Consider the following 18,628-nt stretch of genomic DNA (forward strand, 5'->3'; position numbering starts at 1 on the left):
AAGGCCGCGATGCGCAAACATCGCGGCTTTTTTGTTTTATCTCGGCAGTGCGCAAAAACTTCTACACTGAATGGAATCTTTGAAGGGGGCGGAAGCGTGTCAAAGTGGCTGATCATTCTTGGCTGCGCGCTGGTATTAGTCGGCGTGCTGCTGCATTTCTTTCCGAGCCTGTTCAGTTGGTTCGGGCGCCTTCCCGGTGATATTCGAATCGAATCCGAGCGCAGCCGGGTTTATTTTCCGATTACGTCGATGATCATTATCAGCGTGGTGTTGAGTGTACTTTTCAGCTTGTTTCGCCGCTGACTCATTTTTCCAGTAACTGGTCCAGTGGCAGTTCGGTTCTGTAGCGCACCTGCTTCAGTGAAAAGCTGCTCTTGATATGGTCGATACCGGGCAACTCGGTCAATTTCTTGTCAAGAAATTCCTGATAAGCATGCAGATTTGGCACCACCACGCGCAACAGGTAGTCAAAATCTCCGGTCATCAGATAGCACTCCATTACCTCTGGCCACTGCGCAATGGTGGACTCAAAGTGCTGCAATTCTTTCTTTACCTGGTGATTCAGGGTCACCTGAATAAACACGCTCACCGGTAGGCCCACCATATCCGGTTCCAGCAAGGTGACGGCGCGCTTGATAAAGCCCTGTTCGTGCAGGTTTTTCACACGGCGGGAACAAGGGGAGGGAGACAGACAGACCTTCTCCGCCAGCTCAATATTGGGAATGGTCGCGTCCTGCTGAAGAATTTCCAGAATGTGCTTGTCGATGGCGTCCAGCATATAGGCCATAGGGGGGTCCTGGTGTTTCCGTCTGTTTTTGATCTAGGTGCAAATTAGGTGGCGCTGGTAGCGAATGCGACAGCTGCCACCGCGGACATTGTCTTGAAAAGCATACTTCCCGTGACCGGATTGTTGAACTGGTTCAATCGGGAATCGCCAATTACCCGCGCTCGGGCAGGCACTGAAACCGGCGGCGGGACACAATTTGATAAAGATTCTCAATAATTGTCCACGGCTTGTTGATTATTGCAGAAACCGTTAGAGAAGTGGTGAATTCTTTCCGTCTTGCTCGCGTTTTCTAGTGAATTTGGTATGACCTGCTCGTCTTTCCGGTGATAGCGTACGGAAAACAACAAATTATCACCGGATTACGCCGACTTGCCCCCCTTTGCATCCGGCGCCGGAAACAGCGAGAAGGTCCCCACCATGGCGATGGTCGAAACTGATCAGGAATTGGGCTTTGACCGGGAGTACTCCCTGACGGCGGCGTTTACCCGGGAATCCGGACGCGTGTTTCTCACAGGTATCGATGCTCTGGTACGCCTGCCGTTGATGCAAAAGCAGTTGGATGAACAGGCGGGCTTGAACACGGCCGGTTTCATTTCCGGTTATCGCGGCTCACCTCTCGGTGGATACGATCAGGCACTGTGGCGCCACAAGAAGCTGCTCGCCGAGCGGGATATCCACTTTGAGCCGGGTATCAATGAGGATCTTGGCGCGACCAACATCTGGGGAACCCAATTGTTGGATCACTACCGCCAACAGGCCACCCGCGACGGGGTGTTTTCTATCTGGTATGGCAAGGGGCACGGCGTGGATCGCAGCGCCGACGTTTTCCGTCAGGCCAACATCCAGGGGACCTCGAAGCTCGGTGGCGTGCTGGCGCTCTGTGGCGATGACCACACCGCGGAGTCCTCCATGTTTTCCCACAACACCGACCAGATTTTCGAGTCGGTGATGATGCCGCTGCTGTTTCCCGCCACCATCGACGAATACCTTACCCTGGGCCTTGCGGGTATCGCGCTTTCCCGTTTCTCCGGCCTTTGGGTTGGTTTCAAGACCATCACCGAAACCGTGGAATCCGGAGCTTCCATTGTGGTGCCGGAATTGCCTCGGTTTGTACTGCCGGATTCGTTCCCGGTTCCGGCCCACGGTCTCAATTACGATCCACACCTCAACTGGCCCGCCGAGCGCCTCGAGTACGAGCGACGCATGTTGGAAGAGCGTCTGCCTGCAGCGCGCGCTTTTGCCTATGCGAATAAGCTCGATCGGACCATCATCGATGCGCCGGTAAAACGTTTTGGCATCGTCACTGTTGGCAAGGCCCATGGCGACCTGCTGGAAGCGCTCAAGTTGCTGCAGCTAACGGAGCAGCATCTATTGGACGCGGGTATTTCCATCCACAAGGTCGCCATGAGCTGGCCGCTGGAGCCCCGCGGCATGTCGGAATTCGCCCGCGGTATGGAGCGGATTCTGGTGGTGGAAGAAAAGCGTCCGCTGGTGGAAGACCAGATGAAAAACCTCTTCTACGGCTGGCCGGATCAGCAGCGCCCGAGAGTGGTGGGCAAAAAAGACCTCGACGGCAATGACCTGCTGCCGGCCGTCTGGGGTTTTGGCCCGGATCAAGTGGCGAAGGCCATTGCGCGCTGGCTGGCGGATACCGAACTCGCGACGCGCCTGTCGCCATTGGCAGAAAAACTCGGAAAAGATGTGGTGCAGAAAGCCAGTGGGTTGCTCGCCCGTGAACCGATTTTCTGCGCCGGCTGCCCCCACAACAGTTCGACCAAATTACCGGAAGGCAGCATCGGCAGTGCCGGTATCGGCTGCCACATCATGGCGCTTGGCAAGGGATTGCGCACGGATACCTATTCCCACATGGGAGGCGAGGGCGCGCACTGGGTGGGCTTGCATCGCTTTTCCAGTGACAAGCATATTTTCCAGAATATGGGCGATGGTACCTACAACCACTCCGGCTTGCTGGCGATCCGCCAGGCGGTGGCGAGCAGGATCAACATCACCTACAAGATCCTGTTGAACGACGCGGTGGCCATGACCGGTGGCCAGCCTGCCGATGGTGAAGTCACCGTGCCCACACTCTCCCGGCAGCTGCTGGCGGAAGGAGTGGGGCAGGTGTGTCTGGTCAGTGAAAACCCCGATCACTGGCGGCAGCATCGCGATCTGTTGCCGGCGGACCTGCAGATATTCCATCGCGACGAACTGGATCAGGTGCAGCGCCGGTTGCGCGATACGGCCGGGGTCACCGCGATCATTTACGAGCAGGTGTGCGCGGCGGAAAAGCGCCGCCGCCGCAAAAAGGGGCAGATGCAGGACCCGGCGAAACGCCTGCTGATTAACCATCGCGTTTGCGAGGGGTGCGGCGATTGCAGCGTGCAGTCGAGCTGTATTGCCGTGGAACCGCTTGAAACCGGGTTTGGCCGCAAGCGCCAGGTGAACCAGTCGAGTTGTAACAAGGATATGCGCTGTGCCGACGGCTTCTGCCCGAGCTTTGTCAGTGTGGAAGGCGGCGAACTGAAAAAACCGGCACTGGATACACTGGCTGAGGCGATTGACCGCGCCACAGAAAATCTGCGGGATGCCCCGGCGCCAGAACTCGAGCAGCCACTGAGCATTTTGGTTGTCGGTATCGGTGGCAGCGGTGTACTTACCGTGGCCGCGCTGCTGGGCATGGCTGCGCACCTGGAACAGAAGGGCAGTACCACTCTGTATTTCACCGGGCTGTCGCAGAAAAATGGCGCGGTCGTGGCGCATGTGAAAGTGGGGAACACGCCGGAAGACATCACCACCGCGCGCATTCGCGATGGTGCCGCCGACCTGCTGCTCGCTTGCGATATGGTGACCGCGGCGGCGCAGCGCCACAAGTTTGCCAGTGGCAGCATGAAAGCACTGGTGAATACCGCGGAAGTTCCGGTGGCTGCATTTGTGCGTAACAATGAGCTGGCGTTTCCTGCGGACGCCACCGCGGACAGTATCCGCTCTGTGGCTGGAGAATATTTCGGCTTTGATGCAAACCACTACGCCGAGGCGCTGTTCGGAGATTCGGTTGCGGCAAACCTTATGATGCTCGGTTACGCCTGTCAGCGCGGGTTGCTTCCTGTTTCACAGAATGCCGTGGAGCGCGCGGTTACCCTGAATGGCGTTGCCGTAGAAAATAACCTTCGCGCGTTCCGCGCCGGTCGCCTGCTTGCGGTCGATGCCGCTGCGCTTGATCAACTGGTGAATCCGGCTCAGGCCGTACACATTGCTGAGCCGCTGGAAACTACTGAACAACTGGTGACACGACTGGCCAATGAGCTTATTGAATACCAGGGCGCCGGCTACGCGCGACAATTTACCACGGCGATCACTGCGCTTGAGCGGGCGGAAAACCGTCTTCAGGAAAGTACCGGGAGCCTCACCCGTATCGCCGCGCGAAGCCTGTTTAAAGCCATGGCCCATAAAGACGAGTACGAGGTGGCGCGTCTGTACAGCGGAGCGTCGTTCAGGCAACAGTTGCGTGAAACATTCGCCGGTGACTACAAAATCCGTTTCCTGATGGCACCGCCACTGATTGCCCGACCGGACGCCAGCGGCAAAATCCGCAAAATTACACTTGGCCCGTGGCTGGCAAAAGTGTTACCGGTACTGGCCAAAGGCAAAGTATTGCGCGGCGGTATCTTTGATGTGTTCGGCTATACCGCGGAGCGTCGCGAGGAGCGCCGCTGGGCCCGGGAAGTGCACGACGTGGTGACCACGGTGGCTGGGAATCTGAGCATTGCCAATGCTGAGCTGGCGGCTGAACTGCTGGCACTGCCGCAGCAGGTGCGTGGTTACGGCCATGTGCGGGCAGAAAAGATGGCGGCGATTCGCGAGCGCTGGGAGGTGCTCAAGGAGCGCTTTAAGAAAGGCGGTAGTCCCTTTGTGGGAAGTGGTGTGATTGCCGGCGCACGCTAGGTTATCAATAAATGCAATGCCCGGATTACTGCGTAATGCTGTTCACTCGGTAGCGGCACCGCCACAGAGCTGCTTAAGTGAACAGTATTACGGATAACTCCGGGCTTTCCGGGCCTCCGGATAACGGCCGCGAGGTAGACGTTATTGCGGCTTTATGGACAGAAAAGGGTTCACAAGCTTGCCCAGGAATCCAGTGAGCGCCACCGGCGCCTCCACTACGGAAAGGCAGAGACACTCCTGATCCAGGGTGGCGGTAGGGCGGTGGACCTCACCGGGTTCCCGCACCAGAAAATCGCCCCGTGAATAGACTCCGTCTGCATCGGAAAAACTTCCGTATAGCACCATGGTGATCTCCTTGCCGCGGTGATCGTGCTCGGCCACCTTATTACCGGGCGCAATGCGATGGAATGCCACTTCGTGACGGGATTGGCCGGTCTTCAACCGCGCCTCCCGCAGTCCCTTGGACAGTCGGCGCCACTTCAGCACGGGATTGCGCTGCATCAGTTTTTTCACCACTGGCGGCAAACTGGAAAAGACCGGTTCCCGTGAAGGGGATGGATTCTCAGCGTCCACCACCACGCGATCCATCACGTTTTCATTTGTATCGATCCTGCCCATCAGCCGTGAAAAAGCACTCTCGGTATCATCGGTGTGATTTGCGGGCGGTACCGCGGACTCAAGTAAGGCGCCGCCAATGCTGTTTAGCAACTTCAACTGTGCCGCGCACTTGGGGCAAAGTTGCAGGTGCGCGGACACCACCAGGCTGTGTGCCCAGTTAAGGCTGCCACTGGCGTATTCCAGCAGCATGTTGTTGTCGGGATGGTGTTGAATCATGGTTACCTACCTGACAAGTGTGCTCTGCAATTTCTTTAATGCCAGGCGCACTCGGGATTTGACGGTCCCCAATGGCAGCCCCAGCTCCGCAGAGATCTCACTGTGAGATTTTCCCTCCATATAGGCTTTTTCAATGACGTGACTCTGTTCCGGAGGCAGACTGCTGAGACCGGCTTCTACGGTAATCTGAGCTCGGGATTGCTGTAGATAGACCAAAGGCTGGTTGTCAAAGCGTTCATCCCAGATGTCATCCACTTCCAGGCTGTCATCGGTATCCGGTTGGCGACTGTTGCGGCGCAACGCATCAATTCGGCAATTGCGCATAATGGTGAATACCCAGGTGCTGGCTGAGGAGACGGCCGGGTCGAAACTTGGCGCCTTGCGCCATACCCGGAACATCACCTCCTGAACCAGTTCATCGGCGGCTTCCGGCGCCGAACTCTGCCCACCGCGACTGAACTGGAACCCCTTGATCAGCGGCGCAAAGTGGTTGAAGAGCTTCTCAAATGCCACGCGATCCCGCGATACCCCAACTTTTACCAGCAGGGTACTCCACTCGTCGTCTCGTGTTTGCGGGGAAGACTGCATTGCCTTCAGGCCACCTTTTCCTGATTCCATTGCCGCCATGGTAATACGATTCGCTCTCTTTTTTCGCCCGGTATCACAGTCGCGCCTTACTTTACGCAGCGTGAACGCATTCGGATCACCTGTGCATCCTTCCTCTGCGCCCCCTGCTCAGTGCATGAGTGTGAACTGGTGGTCATGTAATCCAATACCCGGATGGCAGCGTATGCAGCCTAAGTACTGGGTTTAATGAGGAGGGGCCTTGAATGGCGCCGCTATTAGAGAAACTCGAAGATCTTTACGGGGATTTTCTCGCCGTGGATCCCCGACAATTGCGCGATGTTTATGCGGAGAGTGTCATCTTTCGCGACCCGATCCATAAGCTGCGTGGCCTCCCGACAGTTGAAGATTACTTCGCCGGTATGGCCGCCAATCTGAGTGAATGCCGCTTTGTGTTTGATCAGACGCTGGCAAGCGCTGACAGAGCCTCGCTGTGGTGGACCATGCACTACCGCCACCCGAAGCTGGCCGGCGGCAAGTTGCTGTCGTTGCGCGGTGCCTCACTACTCACCATAGATCCGACTGCGGAACGGGTGCTCGAACATGAGGATATCTACGATCTCGGAGCGATGGTCTACGAACAGATTCCGGTACTCGGCGCGGTCGTGAATCTGGTCAAGGGTCGGCTGGCGAGCGGAAGCCGGCGTGCGCCAATGTCTGCCGCGACGCCCTTCCGCGGGGAGGAAAGGAGATGAGCTGGCAGAATGTAACGTCAACGCAGAAAGAGCGGGCACAAACTTGCAAAAAGATGGTTTGGATAACCGGTGCCAGCTCGGGAATTGGTGCGGCGTTGGTGCGCAGGCTGGCTGCCGATGGGCACTTTGTAATTATCAGCGGTCGCAACCGGGATGCGTTGCTCAAAATTCAGCAGCCGTCGCCGAAATTGGTCAAGGTGCTCACCTGTGATGTTGGCGACGACATCTCCATGGCGCAGGCCGGGCGGGAACTCGCGGAGATCACCGACCAGCTCGATCTGGTGATCGCCTGTGCGGGGATCTGCGAGTACGAAGACAACCTCGAGCTGGACGTACACATGTATCGGCGGGTATTTGATGTCAATTTTTTCGGGGTTGTGAACACCCTGCACCAGTCGCTCCCCCTTCTCGCAAACAGCCGGGTACCGGTCTTTGCCGCCGTTGGCAGCCTCTCTTCCGTCGTGGGTTTTCCCCGGGCCGAGGCTTACGGGGCCTCCAAGGCCGCGCTCAGTTATTTCATGGAATCGGTGCGAGCGGATACGTGCCGCGTGCGGCTGCGCACGGTACTTGTCCGTCCGGGATTCATCGACACACCGCTGACGAAAAGCAATGACTTTGCAATGCCGTTATTGATGAGTCCCGAGCAGGCGGCGGATCGTATCCTGCGTGGGCTTTCAGGGAGTGGTTCCACCATCGATTTTCCCCGTCGCCTTAGCTGGCCACTGCGGATACTCGGGGTCTTGAAGCCTGTGTGGCACAGACTGTGTGCGCCACGTATCACCAGAATCAGAAAGTTGAGGAGCGCCTGATGCGTATCGCTATTGTCGGAAGCGGAATTTCCGGCCTTACTGTGGCCTATCTGCTGCAACAGAAGCACCAGATCACTCTGTTTGAAGCGGGGGACAGGCTGGGAGGACACACGGCCACCGTTGATGTCGTGCACGGCGGCGACAGGCTGGCGGTGGATACCGGCTTCATCGTATTCAACGATTGGACATACCCCAACTTTATCAAGTTGATGGCGCAGCTCGGAGTGGAGTCCCAGCCCACGGACATGGGCTTCAGTGTAGTGTCGCCACTGGAGCAGTTCGAGTATGCCGGCAACAGCGTCAATTCACTTTTTGCGCAGCGTCGCAATCTGCTTGATGGCGGCCACTGGCGTATGCTCCGGGATATCGTGCGCTTTAACCGCGACGCGGTCGCAGACTGGAAACGGGGTGTACTTGATGAGGAAATGACACTGGGCAGTTATCTGATCAGCAACCAGTATTCCAGCGAATTCGCCTATCGCTATCTGGTGCCGATGGGGTCCGCAATTTGGTCCGCGAGCATGGCGCGAATGCTGGACTTTTCTGTCCATTTTTTCATTCGTTTCTTCTACAACCATGGCTTGTTAAATCTGTTTAACCGACCTCAATGGCGGGTGATCAAGGGCGGCTCCCGCAACTATATCGGCCCACTGACAGCGGGGTTTCGCGATCGAATACGCCTCTCCACACCGGTAACAGGTGTCCGCCGCCTGGAGAAGGGGGTGGAATTGCGCTTCCAGGGTGCTCAGGGCGGTGATCAGTGTGAATCTTTTGACGAGGTGGTGCTGGCGTGTCATTCAGACCAGGCCTTGAACATGTTACTGGACTCGAATGCCGCGGAGCGGGAAGTGCTGGGTCAGATACCGTACGAAAAAAATTCCGTGGTGTTGCATACCGACACCAGCCTGCTGCCCACACGCAGGGCCGCCTGGGCGAGCTGGAACTATCGTCTTCAAGGGGCGCATGACACGCTGCCGGTGCTCACCTACAACATGAACATCCTTCAGCGCCTGAAGAGCGAGCACACCTATTGCGTAACCCTCAACGCCGACAGCGCCATTGACCCGCAAAAGATTCTGCAGCGCTTCGAGTATGACCATCCGCAGTTTTCCGCCGAAGGCAACAGGGCGCAGCGCCGTTGGGGCGAAATCAACGGTGTAAGGCGAACCTGGTTTTGTGGGGCCTACTGGGCCAATGGCTTTCATGAAGACGGGGTGGTAAGTGCGATGCGCGTGGCGCGCGGTCTGGGAGTCGAGTTCTAGTGCGCAGTGGTATTTACACTGGCTGGATCCAGCACAGACGCTTCGCTCCGCGGAACCACAGTTTTCGCTACCGCGGATTCATGGTGTATGCGTTTCTGGATGAGCTGCCGCTAATCCTCGCGCAGACAGCGCTCTGGTCTGAAAGTCGCTGGGCGCCGGCGCAATATCGACGGGAAGATTTTTTCGGTAATCCGGATGTACCACTGGATCAGGCGGTGCGGGATCGTGTGGAAGAGGAGGGCGGCTGTCGTCCCGAGGGACCCATTGCCTTTCTCGCCAACTGGCGTTACTTCGGCTACAACATGAATCCCATCAGTATTTACTACTGTTTTGATCGTACGGGGAGCGCCGTGGAGGCGCTTCTGGTAGACGTCCACAATACCCCCTGGAATGAACGACACGGCTACGTGTTGGCATTGGGGGAGCGGAATCGCAACCGGGTCCAGAAAACCTGTTTTCAGAAAACTCTGCACGTCTCTCCGTTTATGCCTCTGGATCAAGTGTACCTGTGGCGAAGCACTACGCCCGGTGACCGCCTCACTGTCAGTATCCGCTCGATCGAAGCCGGAAACTGCGTGTTCGATGCCTGTATGAGTCTTGCGCGCGAGGAAATAACCGCTTCCGTATTGCGAAACAAGCTGATCCAGTTCCCGTTGTTCACCGTAAAAGTCATCAGTGCCATTTATTGGCAGGCGCTCAAGTTGTTTGTCAAACGCGTGCCGCTGTTTTCCCATCCGGGTAATACGCTGGGCGCGTTGGCTAGTCGCCCGCGCAAGAAGCATTCATAAGACGGAGTCAACAGGATATGAAGTCAGCAGTTCAAACGGCGATGAGCAGTGCACATCCCTACTCGCGGGGTAGGGTAAACCTGCAGTCGGTTGCAACGGTTTCCGGGCTTGAGGCCGACAGCGGAGCCGAGAGCTGGTTTGACCGGCTTGCTCGCAAGCTGGTATTGCACCGCCTGGCGGACATCACCGTGGGCACTCTGTATATTCATGAAACGCGAGTATCAGACCACGGTATACAGGGCGTGCGGAATCAGGCCCTAGGTGGTAATACCGTGCATCATTTCGGTCAGGCACCGGGCAGCTCCGATATCGAAGCCCATATCCACGTGCGCGAGCTTTCTGCCTATACGCAGGTGCTGCTCAACGGATCCATCGGTTCCGGTGAGGCTTACATGGACGGTGCCTGGCATACACCTGACCTAGTGCAGGTCATTCGTTTGTTCGTGGTCAATATGGCTGTGTTGGAACAGCTGGACTCCCGTTGGAGTTCTGTTTCGAAATTCCTGCTGAAAGGATTGCACCGCCTGAATGCCAACTCCATCCGGGGAGCGCGCAAGAATATTGCTGCCCATTACGATCTTGGCAATAACTTCTTCCGTCTGTTTCTCGACCAGAGCATGCTCTACTCATCCGCGGTGTTTCCCAGTGTGAACGCGAGCCTGGCCGAGGCATCCCAGTTCAAACTTGCGCGTATCTGTCGCAAGCTGAGACTGCAGCCTTCGGACCATCTTCTGGAAATTGGCACAGGCTGGGGTGGTATGGCGATTTATGCCGCCAAGCACCACGGTTGTCGCGTAACCAGCATCACTATCTCTAAAGAGCAGTACGAGTACGCACAAGCCTGGGTGAAACGCGAGGGTCTGGAGGATCGGGTTACCCTGCTGCTGCAGGATTATCGTGAGCTCGACAGCGACGCCGAAGGACAGTTCGACAAGCTTGTCTCCATAGAGATGATTGAAGCGGTCGGGCACGAGTACTATCGCGAGTTCTTTTCCCGCTGCAGCCGCCTGCTCAAACCGGACGGCATCATGGTGATGCAGGCGATCACGATTCAGGACCAGCGCTTCGACAGCTACAAAAGCAGTGTCGATTTCATCCAACGCTATATTTTCCCGGGTGGCTGCCTGCCTTCCAATCACATCATCGCCAAACATATTGCCGAAGATACGGATATGCAGATTGTCGGCCTGGATGACATTACATTTGATTACGCCAAGACATTGGCAGCTTGGCGCGGTGCATTTTTCGAGAATCTTGAGGAAATCCGCCATCAGGGTTTTGATCAGCGATTCATCAATATGTGGGATTTCTATTTCTGCTATTGCGAGGGCGGCTTCCTTGAACGTGTTATCAGCACAGCTCAGTTTACCTTTGCAAAACCACGCTTTCGGTGGGCCGCTTAGTTATTTCTGAGTGCCGCCATCGGTGGTTTCGTGGCACTGAAGGAACCTCTCTGGCTGACCCTCGCGCTGCTTTCACTATTGTGGTTGCCGTTCCTTGTGGGGGCGATGAAATTGGCCAGGTTACCCTGCCTGAGGTATTGAATATGATTCACGCGATTGCAGCCATTGCCATCTCCACATCGGTGTGCGTTGTCCCGGAAGCGGTTGTGCAGCAGGCGGCTGTGATCGGGCTGGCGAGGAGTGTCGGAGCAGGCGGAAGTGACTCTGCTGCGTTGCAATACTGCGAATACTTTCTGGTCGATGATACGGGCAAGGCCCGGGTTCTGTACTACGATCCCCGTGGGCAGAAAATTGCCGAAAAACAACTGTCCTCAACGGTCGCCAGTTCTGGGGAGGCGCAGTTGGAGGAAGCACGGCCGGATGTAATGCAGGAAGATTTTCGCCTGGGCGAGATTCGCGAGGTCATACGGGATGGCGACCGCTGGCAGATGCGTTATCGAAAAAACCGCCAGGACAAAGTTGGCGAGGTTGAGGTGCCCGATTCCGACGTCGACGTAGTCGATGCAGGCTTTGACCCGTTTGTGCGGCAGCATTGGGAGCAGCTCGCGGCCGGCGGCAGCATCGAATTCAATTTTGCCTCGCCGCCGCACGGCCAGGTGGTTCGTTTACGTGCGCGTGCAGTGGCTTGCGATGGCAGCGTGGCGGCAGCGGAGCATCTGTGCCTCAGGGTCGAGCCCGCCAATGCCCTGCTGCGCTGGTTTGCTGGAGATCTCTTTTTGGCTTACTCGTCCCGGGATCGCCGGCTCCGCTATTTTACCGGTGTAGTAAACCTGCAGGACGCGCGTGGCGCGGCGCAGAAGCTGTCCATTCGCTACTCCTACCGCTAGCCTGAATTGCCTCGGTATTGCAGGGCCTTGAGTCTCGTCTCCTTTCTGGAATCAGGTATGAAGCCTGCATTATTCCCGCTACGCATCGCCTGAACAGGCAGTCAGCAGGTGAGCTCGACTCGGCAAAAATTCTTCCATGCCGTTGGCACATAACCAAAATGTCGTCTAAACCTACAGTTGAAGCAGGCGACAATGTGGTGATGAGCGCCAATGAGACTGAATATCCTGGCCGCTGTGGGCCTGAGCGCAGCAACCCTATTTGGATGTGCCTACCAGCAGGAGCAGGTGCCTGGTGCCGGCAACATCGTGATTGATACCTACGGCGTCAACATGCGTCAGTATCAGTTGGATCTCGCCGACTGCCGAGGTCTGTCTACCGCCGCGCGCAACGATGCCGGTCGTCGCGGTGTCACCAGGGCTGCTGGTGGTGCTCTACTGGGTGGCGCCCTCGGCGCGATCATTGGCGATACCAGTAGTGCCGCTCTCGCGGGTGCCGGAGCCGGTGCCTTGCTCGGTGGCGTCAGTGGGGTGGGCAGTTCTGGCGCGGAAGCGAGTTACATCACCCGTAACTGCCTGCGTGGACGCGGCTATCGTGTGCTGAACTAGCCGTGTATTGAATTAACTCCAAGTGCTATTCGGCAACTCTCACAGGACTTGGCTTGGCCGGAGTAACCCTCCGGCTTTTTTTTGCGGTGATGCTGTAATCCGTTTGTCATAAAAAATTCATCTTACTGAAGCCTAAAAAAAAACTATGCCTTTAGAATCCCCGGGTCATTTACAGGGGGTTCCATGCGATTATTTTCCAACCTGACACTTACCTTACTGCTGCTTTGCTTTTGCGGGATTGCCGTTGCCGATGTTTCCGGCAATGTTCACCGAGATCTTGAGGAAAGGGTTTCGCGCATTATTGCCCGTATGTCCGAAGATCTGTCACCAAAAGAACGCATAGCGTTGACCGCGGACTCTGCTGCCAGGTTTCTCACCCGGGATGAGCGGGATTATTTGGGAACCAGCTTTTCCCATTTTCGCGTTGATCGCCCGGCCGTTATTTATGTCGCCTTCGATGCTTCTTACGGGGAAACGCCGTTCTGGCTTAAGGATCAAAAATTCTCGCGGAGAACAGAACTCGACTTCATCGTGGATGAAGAAGACCCATACCATGTATGGTCGAAGCAGGTGGAAGCGGGGCAGGTGAATTTGGGTGTGCCCAGTCTGTCCGGTGAGTTGAAGCCCTATCTGGTGTTTGCCGGTGCGCTGGATGGAAAAGCACCGGTTACCATCACTCCGCTGATTGAAGGTGTGGACGTGCAGATCGCGGAAGTCGGCGGCCTGCCGTTTATCGACGATAACGACTACTTCAACACTTTGCCGCAGGCGCTGGTTGGCCTGCCGGTGTTGCGCAGCTACGAGAGCTGGGAGCTGGTATCGCGCTTTGTGGGTTACTTCCGCGAAACCCGCTATCCCTCGTCATCGCGGCCGGACCATCTGCAGTTGACCTGGCAGGGCGACCCGGCAACATCCGCCACGGTACAGTGGCGCACCGACAACAGTGTGGAAAAAAGCCGGTTGTGGGTGGCCCCGAAAAACCGCTTCCTCGCGCGCGGTAACCGTGCCGGTCAACGCAAAAACGCGACCTACACAGAATTGCACAGCCGTCAGGTGGTGAATGACCCGGTGGTGCGACTGCATCGCGTTGTGCTGAGGGACCTGCAGCCGGCCACGGACTACCTCTATGCAGTCAGTACCGATGACGGCAAGAGCTGGACTTCACCACGAGAATTCCGCACCGCGGCGAGTTCTCCTGTCGAGCCGTTTTCTTTTGTCTATCTGGGCGATCCCCAGAACGGTCTGGATCAGTGGGGGCAGTTGATCCGCCAGGCAGATTTCGAATTCCCGCACGCGCGCTTTTACATGATTGCCGGAGACCTCATCGACCACGGCCAGGAACAGGACAACTGGGATCAGTTTTTCCACGAGGGCAGTTCCGTTTTCGACCGCTCCATGGTGGTGCCGGCGCTGGGTAATCACGACAGTCACGGCGGACATCCCACGTTGTATCTCAAGCAGTTTGCGCTGCCGGCGAACGGCAGTGAGCAACTGGATGCCGGCCGCACCTATCACGTGACCTATCAGGATTTGCTCGTCGTAGTGATGGATTCCAACTATCACCTGGTGGAACCGGAGCTGCAGGCGGAGTGGTTGGATCGGGTGCTGGGCGAGAGCGAGGCGCGCTGGAAAGTGGTGATCTATCACCATCCGTTCTATGCCTCCCGCGAGGGCAGGGACAACAAGCCGATCCGCGACGTGTGGGGGCCGATCTTCGACAAGCATCACGTGGACATCGCGTTCCAGGGCCACGACCACGCGTATATGCGCACCGTTCCCATGCGCGGTAACGAGCCGGTGGCGGCGGACGAGCAGGGCACTATTTATCTGGTGGCAGTGTCCGGGACCAAAATGTACGAGCAGGAGTTGCCGGAGTTCGCCGCCTTTGGTGCGGTGAATACCCGCACCTATCAGGTGATTGACGTGGACCCACTCTCCGGCTCACTGAAGTATCGCGCCATCGACGACAACGGAAATGTGATCGACCAGTTTGCACTGCGCAAACCGGTAAACACACAAGCGCGGCGATAATCCATAGACGTATTTTCGTCGCGCAAAAAAAGAAGCCCGGGAATTTCCCGGGCTTCTTTTTGTGAGGCGATTACTGCCCCAGGGTAAACAACTGCGTGTTGCCGCCGGTTGCCACGGTGTTGACCGTCTTGGTCTTCTCGTTGGCAAAGCGGAACAGGTAGTGCGGGCCGCCGGCTTTGGGGCCGGTGCCGGAGAGGCCCATACCGCCGAACGGGTTCACGCCCACAACCGCACCCACCATATCGCGGTTGATGTAGCAGTTGCCCGCATCAATGCGCTTGAAGATGGCGCCGGCGCGGCCTTCGATACGCGAATGCAGGCCGAAGGTGAGGCCGTAGCCGGTGGCGTTGATGCTGTGGATCACGTCTTCCAGCTCTTCTGCCTTGAAGCGCACCACATGCAGGAACGGACCGAACACTTCGCGCTTTAGCAGATTGATGTCGGTGATCTCTACCACTTGCGGGCCGAAGAAGGTGCCGTGCTGCGGGCGCTTGTTTTCGTCGAACGCGAACAGGGGGTTCGCCTCCGAACTCATACGCTCGCGGTGCTTCTCCAACAGGCCGAGGGCTTTCTCGTCGATCACCGGGCCGATGTCGGTTTCCAGTTTTGACGGGTCGCCCAGCACCAGTTCTTCACAGGCGCCTTTCAGCATGTTCAGCAGGTTGTCCGCGATCACGTCCTGCACACACAGAACACGCAGGGCGGAGCAGCGCTGACCGGCGCTCAGGAACGCGGATTGGATCACGTCGTCCACTACCTGTTCTGGCAGCGCGGTGGAGTCCACGATCATCACGTTCTGGCCACCGGTTTCGGCGATCAGCGGCACGATGGGGCCATCTTTCGCGGCCAGCTGCATATTGATGTGCTTGGCGGTTTCGGTGGAGCCGGTAAAGGCCACACCGGCAACCCGCGGGTGATCCAGCAGCGGCTTGCCGATGGCGGCACCGGTGCCGGTGATCAGGTGCAGTACTTTCTGTGGAATACCGGCCTCGTGCATCAGCTGTACTGCGCGCGCGGCGATCAGTGGGGTCTGCTCCGCGGGCTTGGCGAGTACCGCGTTACCAGCGGCCAACGCCGCAACCACCTGGCCGGTGAAAATCGCCAGCGGGAAGTTCCATGGACTGATACACACGAACACACCGCGCCCGCACAGGCTCAGTTCATTACTCTCGCCCGTGGGTCCGGGAAGAATGGTGGGCTCGCCGAAGTGCTGGCGCGCGCCGTTGGCGTAGTAGCGGCAGAAGTCCACTGCTTCGCGCACTTCGCTGATGCCGTCGTTCAGGGTGCGGCCGGCCTCGCGGCAGATCATCGCCACCAGTTCGTTCAGATGCTGCTCGTAGAGGTCCGCGACCTTGTCGAGGATTTTTGCTCGGGCTTCGCCGCCCAGACGGTTCCAGGCGCGCTGGTGCTCGGCAGCGGAGGTAAACGCCTTGTCGATCAGCGCGGCATCGGTGTTGGCGGTGTGGCCCACCACCTCGCCGGTGGCCGGGTTGAGCACCGCCAGGTCCGCCTTGCCAGCAATGCCGTCCACGATGGGGCCGCCGCTCCAGGTTTTGCCTGCAGACGCTTCCACCATCTGTTTCAGTGGGGCGAAGGCAATCGGGTCGGTGAGTTCAAAACCGTGGGAGTTTTTCCGCGGCAGTGTCTCATGGCCGATGTAGATATCCGCCGGCACCGGGATTTCCGGATGGCGGTAGGGGTTGCAGGCTTCGCTCAGCTTCAAGGTGTCCTGCACCAGCACGTTGACCGGGGTCTTCTCGTCCATAAAGCGGTTGACGAAGGAGCTGTTGGCCCCGTTTTCCAGCAGGCGACGCACCAGGTAGGGCAGCAGGTCGCGGTGCGCACCCACTGGGGCGTAAACCCGCACCGGCGCGCGTTTGCCGTGTACCGCTTCGATCTGATCGTAAAGCAGGTGGCCCATGCCGTGCAGGCGCTGGAATTCGTAGTCGGTACGGTTGCCAGCCATTTCCAGGATCAGGCCCACGGTATAAGCATTGTGAGTGGCGAACTGCGGATAGATCGCATCGTTCGCGTCCAGCAGCTTGCGTGCGCAGACCTGATAGGAGAGGTCGGTGTGGCACTTGCGGGTGTATACCGGGTAATCGGACAGGCCCATCTGCTGGGCGTGTTTGATCTCGCTGTCCCAGTAGGCGCCCTTGACCAGGCGCACCATCAGTTTGCGGCCGGTATCGCGGCCGAGCGCAATCAGCCAATCCGCCACGTGTGGGGCGCGCTTCTGGTAGGCCTGCAGCACAAAACCGAGACCCTGCCAGTCGCGCAGCTCCGGCGCGCGCGCCAGGGCTTCAAAAATATCCAGGGAGATATCCAGACGGTCCGCTTCCTCGGCATCGATATTGAGGCCCATCTGGTATTTGGCGGCAGCCGCGCACAGCTCGATGACTTTCGGCAACAGCTCGTTCATCACGCGCTCGCGCTGCAGCTCGCTGTAGCGCGGGTGCAGGGCGGAGAGCTTGATGGAAATGCCGTTTGCCTCCACCACGTTGCGCTGGCCTTCGCTCTTCTTGAGGTTGTCGGCGCCGATGGCCTCGATGGCCATCATGTAGGAGTCGAAGTAGCGCTGGGCGTCCGCCATGGTGCGCGCGCCTTCGCCAAGCATATCGAAGGAGAAGCGGGTGCCGGGCTTGTTTTCGGCGGGGCCGCGCTTCAGGGCTTCCTTGATGGTGCGGCCGAGCACATACTGCCCGCCCATGATCTTCATGGCCTGCATCATGGAGGTGCGCACCATCGGCTCGCCCATGCGACTGACCAGTTTCTTCATCCAGTGGGACGGCTTTTCGGTGATGTCCGGGTCCAGTTCCACGATGCTGCCGGTCAGCATCAGCCCCCAGGTGGAGGCGTTCACGAACAGGGAGTCAGACTGGCCACGGTGACTGGACCAGTTGCCGGAGTGCACCTTTTCTGCGATCAGCTTGTCGGCGGTATCGGCATCCGGCACGCGCAGCAGGGACTCCGCCAGGCACATCAGCGCCACCCCCTCCTTATTGGAGAGACCAAACTGCTGCAGAAAGGCATCTAAAGTACCGCGCTTGCTGCGCTGCTCGCGGGACTTCACCACCAGTTGGCTGGCGGTGGCGAGGATCTTCTCGCGCAGGGCCTCACCCGGGCGGGGGGCCGCCAGCAGTTCGCTGACGCACTGGTTTTCGTCGGCATGCAGGTATTGGCGGGCTTTCTGGCGCGCGTTTTTCAACTCTTCGGTCAATGGGCCGGCGAAGTGAGTTGGCATAGATTTTTCCTCAAAACTCCCTGATACAAATGGGTGCAGGATAAAAACCCAGATTATGTGGTAAGAGTCCTAGAATTAATCGCCATTTTAGAAAAGAGTGTGGTTAAATATAGGGCGTATTTGCTTGATCACCAGTAGGGTATTTTGTCATGTCTCGTAAGTTGGAAGATCTGGATCGTATCGACCGTCAGATACTGCGGATTCTGCAGCGAGCAGGCCGCCTTCCCAATGTGGAGCTGGCCCGTCGCGTCAACCTCAGCCCCACACCCTGCCTCGAACGCGTGAAGCGGCTCGAGCGCGAGGGCTTCATTAAGGACTACGTAGCGCTGCTCGACCCGTTGAAGGTACACGCGGGCCTGGTGGTGTACATCCAGGTGTCTCTTACCGATACCGCGACCGAATCGCTGGAAGCGTTCAATAAGCACGTGTCCGGCTTAGAGGAAGTGCAGGAGTGCCATATGGTGGCTGGTGGTTTCGACTACCTGGTAAAAATCCGCATTAAGGATATGCTCGGTTACCGCCAATTCCTCGGCGAAAAGCTGGCCTCCGTTCCCGGTGTGCGCGAAACCCACACCTATGTAGTGATGGAGGAAGTGAAAACCGATACCTCGGTGGCGGTTCCCGACCCGGAGCCCAAAAGCGGCAAGCGCTGACAGGGTATGTTGGGAAAAGATGGCAGGTGCCGGGCGCCTGCCATCTTTCGTTTATAGCTGAAT

Annotated in this window: 15 protein-coding genes; 11 read left to right on the forward strand and 4 right to left on the reverse strand. The window is 57.8% G+C overall.

The window, feature by feature from the left end:
• Positions 1–9 precede the first annotated feature (9 nt).
• On the forward strand, positions 10–303 hold the full coding sequence (locus GNX18_RS03895) for a DUF2905 domain-containing protein (RefSeq protein WP_240914213.1): 294 nt from the start codon (positions 10–12) through the stop codon (positions 301–303).
• A 1-nt stretch (position 304) separates the two neighbouring features.
• Here GNX18_RS03895 and GNX18_RS03900 read toward each other — a convergent pair whose 3' ends face one another.
• Positions 305–787, reverse strand: coding sequence for an Lrp/AsnC family transcriptional regulator (locus tag GNX18_RS03900; protein ID WP_138235407.1), 483 nt, complete (start codon positions 785–787; stop codon positions 305–307).
• Between the two features lie 369 nt (positions 788–1,156).
• On the opposite strand from GNX18_RS03900, the gene GNX18_RS03905 reads away from it, so the two are divergent.
• On the forward strand, positions 1,157–4,729 hold the full coding sequence (locus GNX18_RS03905; RefSeq protein ID WP_240914215.1) for an indolepyruvate ferredoxin oxidoreductase family protein: 3,573 nt from the start codon (positions 1,157–1,159) through the stop codon (positions 4,727–4,729).
• Between the two features lie 141 nt (positions 4,730–4,870).
• On the opposite strand, the gene GNX18_RS03910 is transcribed toward GNX18_RS03905, so the two are convergent.
• Positions 4,871–5,563: a ChrR family anti-sigma-E factor gene (locus tag GNX18_RS03910; RefSeq protein ID WP_166215517.1), complete on the reverse strand. Its 693-nt coding sequence runs from the start codon at positions 5,561–5,563 to the stop codon at positions 4,871–4,873.
• A 6-nt stretch (positions 5,564–5,569) separates the two neighbouring features.
• A complete protein-coding gene (locus GNX18_RS03915) occupies positions 5,570–6,181 on the reverse strand; it encodes a sigma-70 family RNA polymerase sigma factor (RefSeq protein ID WP_240914217.1) in 612 nt (203 codons plus the stop codon).
• Positions 6,182–6,393: 212 nt separating this feature from the next.
• Here GNX18_RS03915 and GNX18_RS03920 point away from each other — a divergent pair, with 212 nt between their 5' ends.
• The 8 genes from GNX18_RS03920 to GNX18_RS03955 all read left to right on the forward strand — a co-directional run bounded on the left by GNX18_RS03920 (position 6,394) and on the right by GNX18_RS03955 (position 14,668).
• Entirely contained in the window at positions 6,394–6,882 is a 489-nt protein-coding gene (locus GNX18_RS03920) for a nuclear transport factor 2 family protein (RefSeq protein WP_166215521.1), read from the forward strand.
• Between the two features lie 53 nt (positions 6,883–6,935).
• On the forward strand, positions 6,936–7,691 hold the full coding sequence (locus GNX18_RS03925; RefSeq protein WP_240914218.1) for an SDR family oxidoreductase: 756 nt from the start codon (positions 6,936–6,938) through the stop codon (positions 7,689–7,691).
• Entirely contained in the window at positions 7,691–8,953 is a 1,263-nt protein-coding gene (locus GNX18_RS03930) for an NAD(P)/FAD-dependent oxidoreductase (protein WP_166215525.1), read from the forward strand. The genes GNX18_RS03925 and GNX18_RS03930 overlap by 1 nt, the downstream gene beginning before the upstream one ends.
• On the forward strand, positions 8,953–9,741 hold the full coding sequence (locus GNX18_RS03935) for a DUF1365 domain-containing protein (protein ID WP_166215527.1): 789 nt from the start codon (positions 8,953–8,955) through the stop codon (positions 9,739–9,741). Before GNX18_RS03930 ends, GNX18_RS03935 begins: the two co-directional genes overlap by 1 nt.
• 17 nt (positions 9,742–9,758) lie before the next feature.
• Positions 9,759–11,144, forward strand: coding sequence for a cyclopropane-fatty-acyl-phospholipid synthase family protein (locus GNX18_RS03940; RefSeq protein ID WP_205828054.1), 1,386 nt, complete (start codon positions 9,759–9,761; stop codon positions 11,142–11,144).
• A 143-nt stretch (positions 11,145–11,287) separates the two neighbouring features.
• Positions 11,288–12,031: a hypothetical protein gene (locus tag GNX18_RS03945; protein ID WP_166215529.1), complete on the forward strand. Its 744-nt coding sequence runs from the start codon at positions 11,288–11,290 to the stop codon at positions 12,029–12,031.
• Between the two features lie 210 nt (positions 12,032–12,241).
• A complete protein-coding gene (locus tag GNX18_RS03950) occupies positions 12,242–12,637 on the forward strand; it encodes a glycine zipper family protein (protein WP_138235416.1) in 396 nt (131 codons plus the stop codon).
• Positions 12,638–12,820: 183 nt separating this feature from the next.
• Positions 12,821–14,668 carry a metallophosphoesterase family protein gene (locus tag GNX18_RS03955; protein WP_166215531.1) on the forward strand — a complete coding sequence of 616 codons (1,848 nt, stop codon included), beginning with the start codon at positions 12,821–12,823 and terminating at the stop codon, positions 14,666–14,668.
• A gap of 70 nt (positions 14,669–14,738) precedes the next feature.
• Here the strand turns inward: GNX18_RS03955 and putA are convergent, their stop codons facing one another.
• On the reverse strand, positions 14,739–17,912 hold the full coding sequence (gene putA / locus GNX18_RS03960; RefSeq protein ID WP_166215533.1) for a bifunctional proline dehydrogenase/L-glutamate gamma-semialdehyde dehydrogenase PutA: 3,174 nt from the start codon (positions 17,910–17,912) through the stop codon (positions 14,739–14,741).
• Positions 17,913–18,061: 149 nt separating this feature from the next.
• On the opposite strand from putA, the gene GNX18_RS03965 reads away from it, so the two are divergent.
• Positions 18,062–18,565: an Lrp/AsnC ligand binding domain-containing protein gene (locus GNX18_RS03965; protein WP_105104298.1), complete on the forward strand. Its 504-nt coding sequence runs from the start codon at positions 18,062–18,064 to the stop codon at positions 18,563–18,565.
• Positions 18,566–18,628: the final 63 nt, after the last annotated feature.

This window comes from Microbulbifer sp. SH-1 (genome assembly GCF_011326135.1).
GTDB classification, from domain to species: Bacteria; Pseudomonadota; Gammaproteobacteria; order Pseudomonadales; family Cellvibrionaceae; genus Microbulbifer; species Microbulbifer harenosus.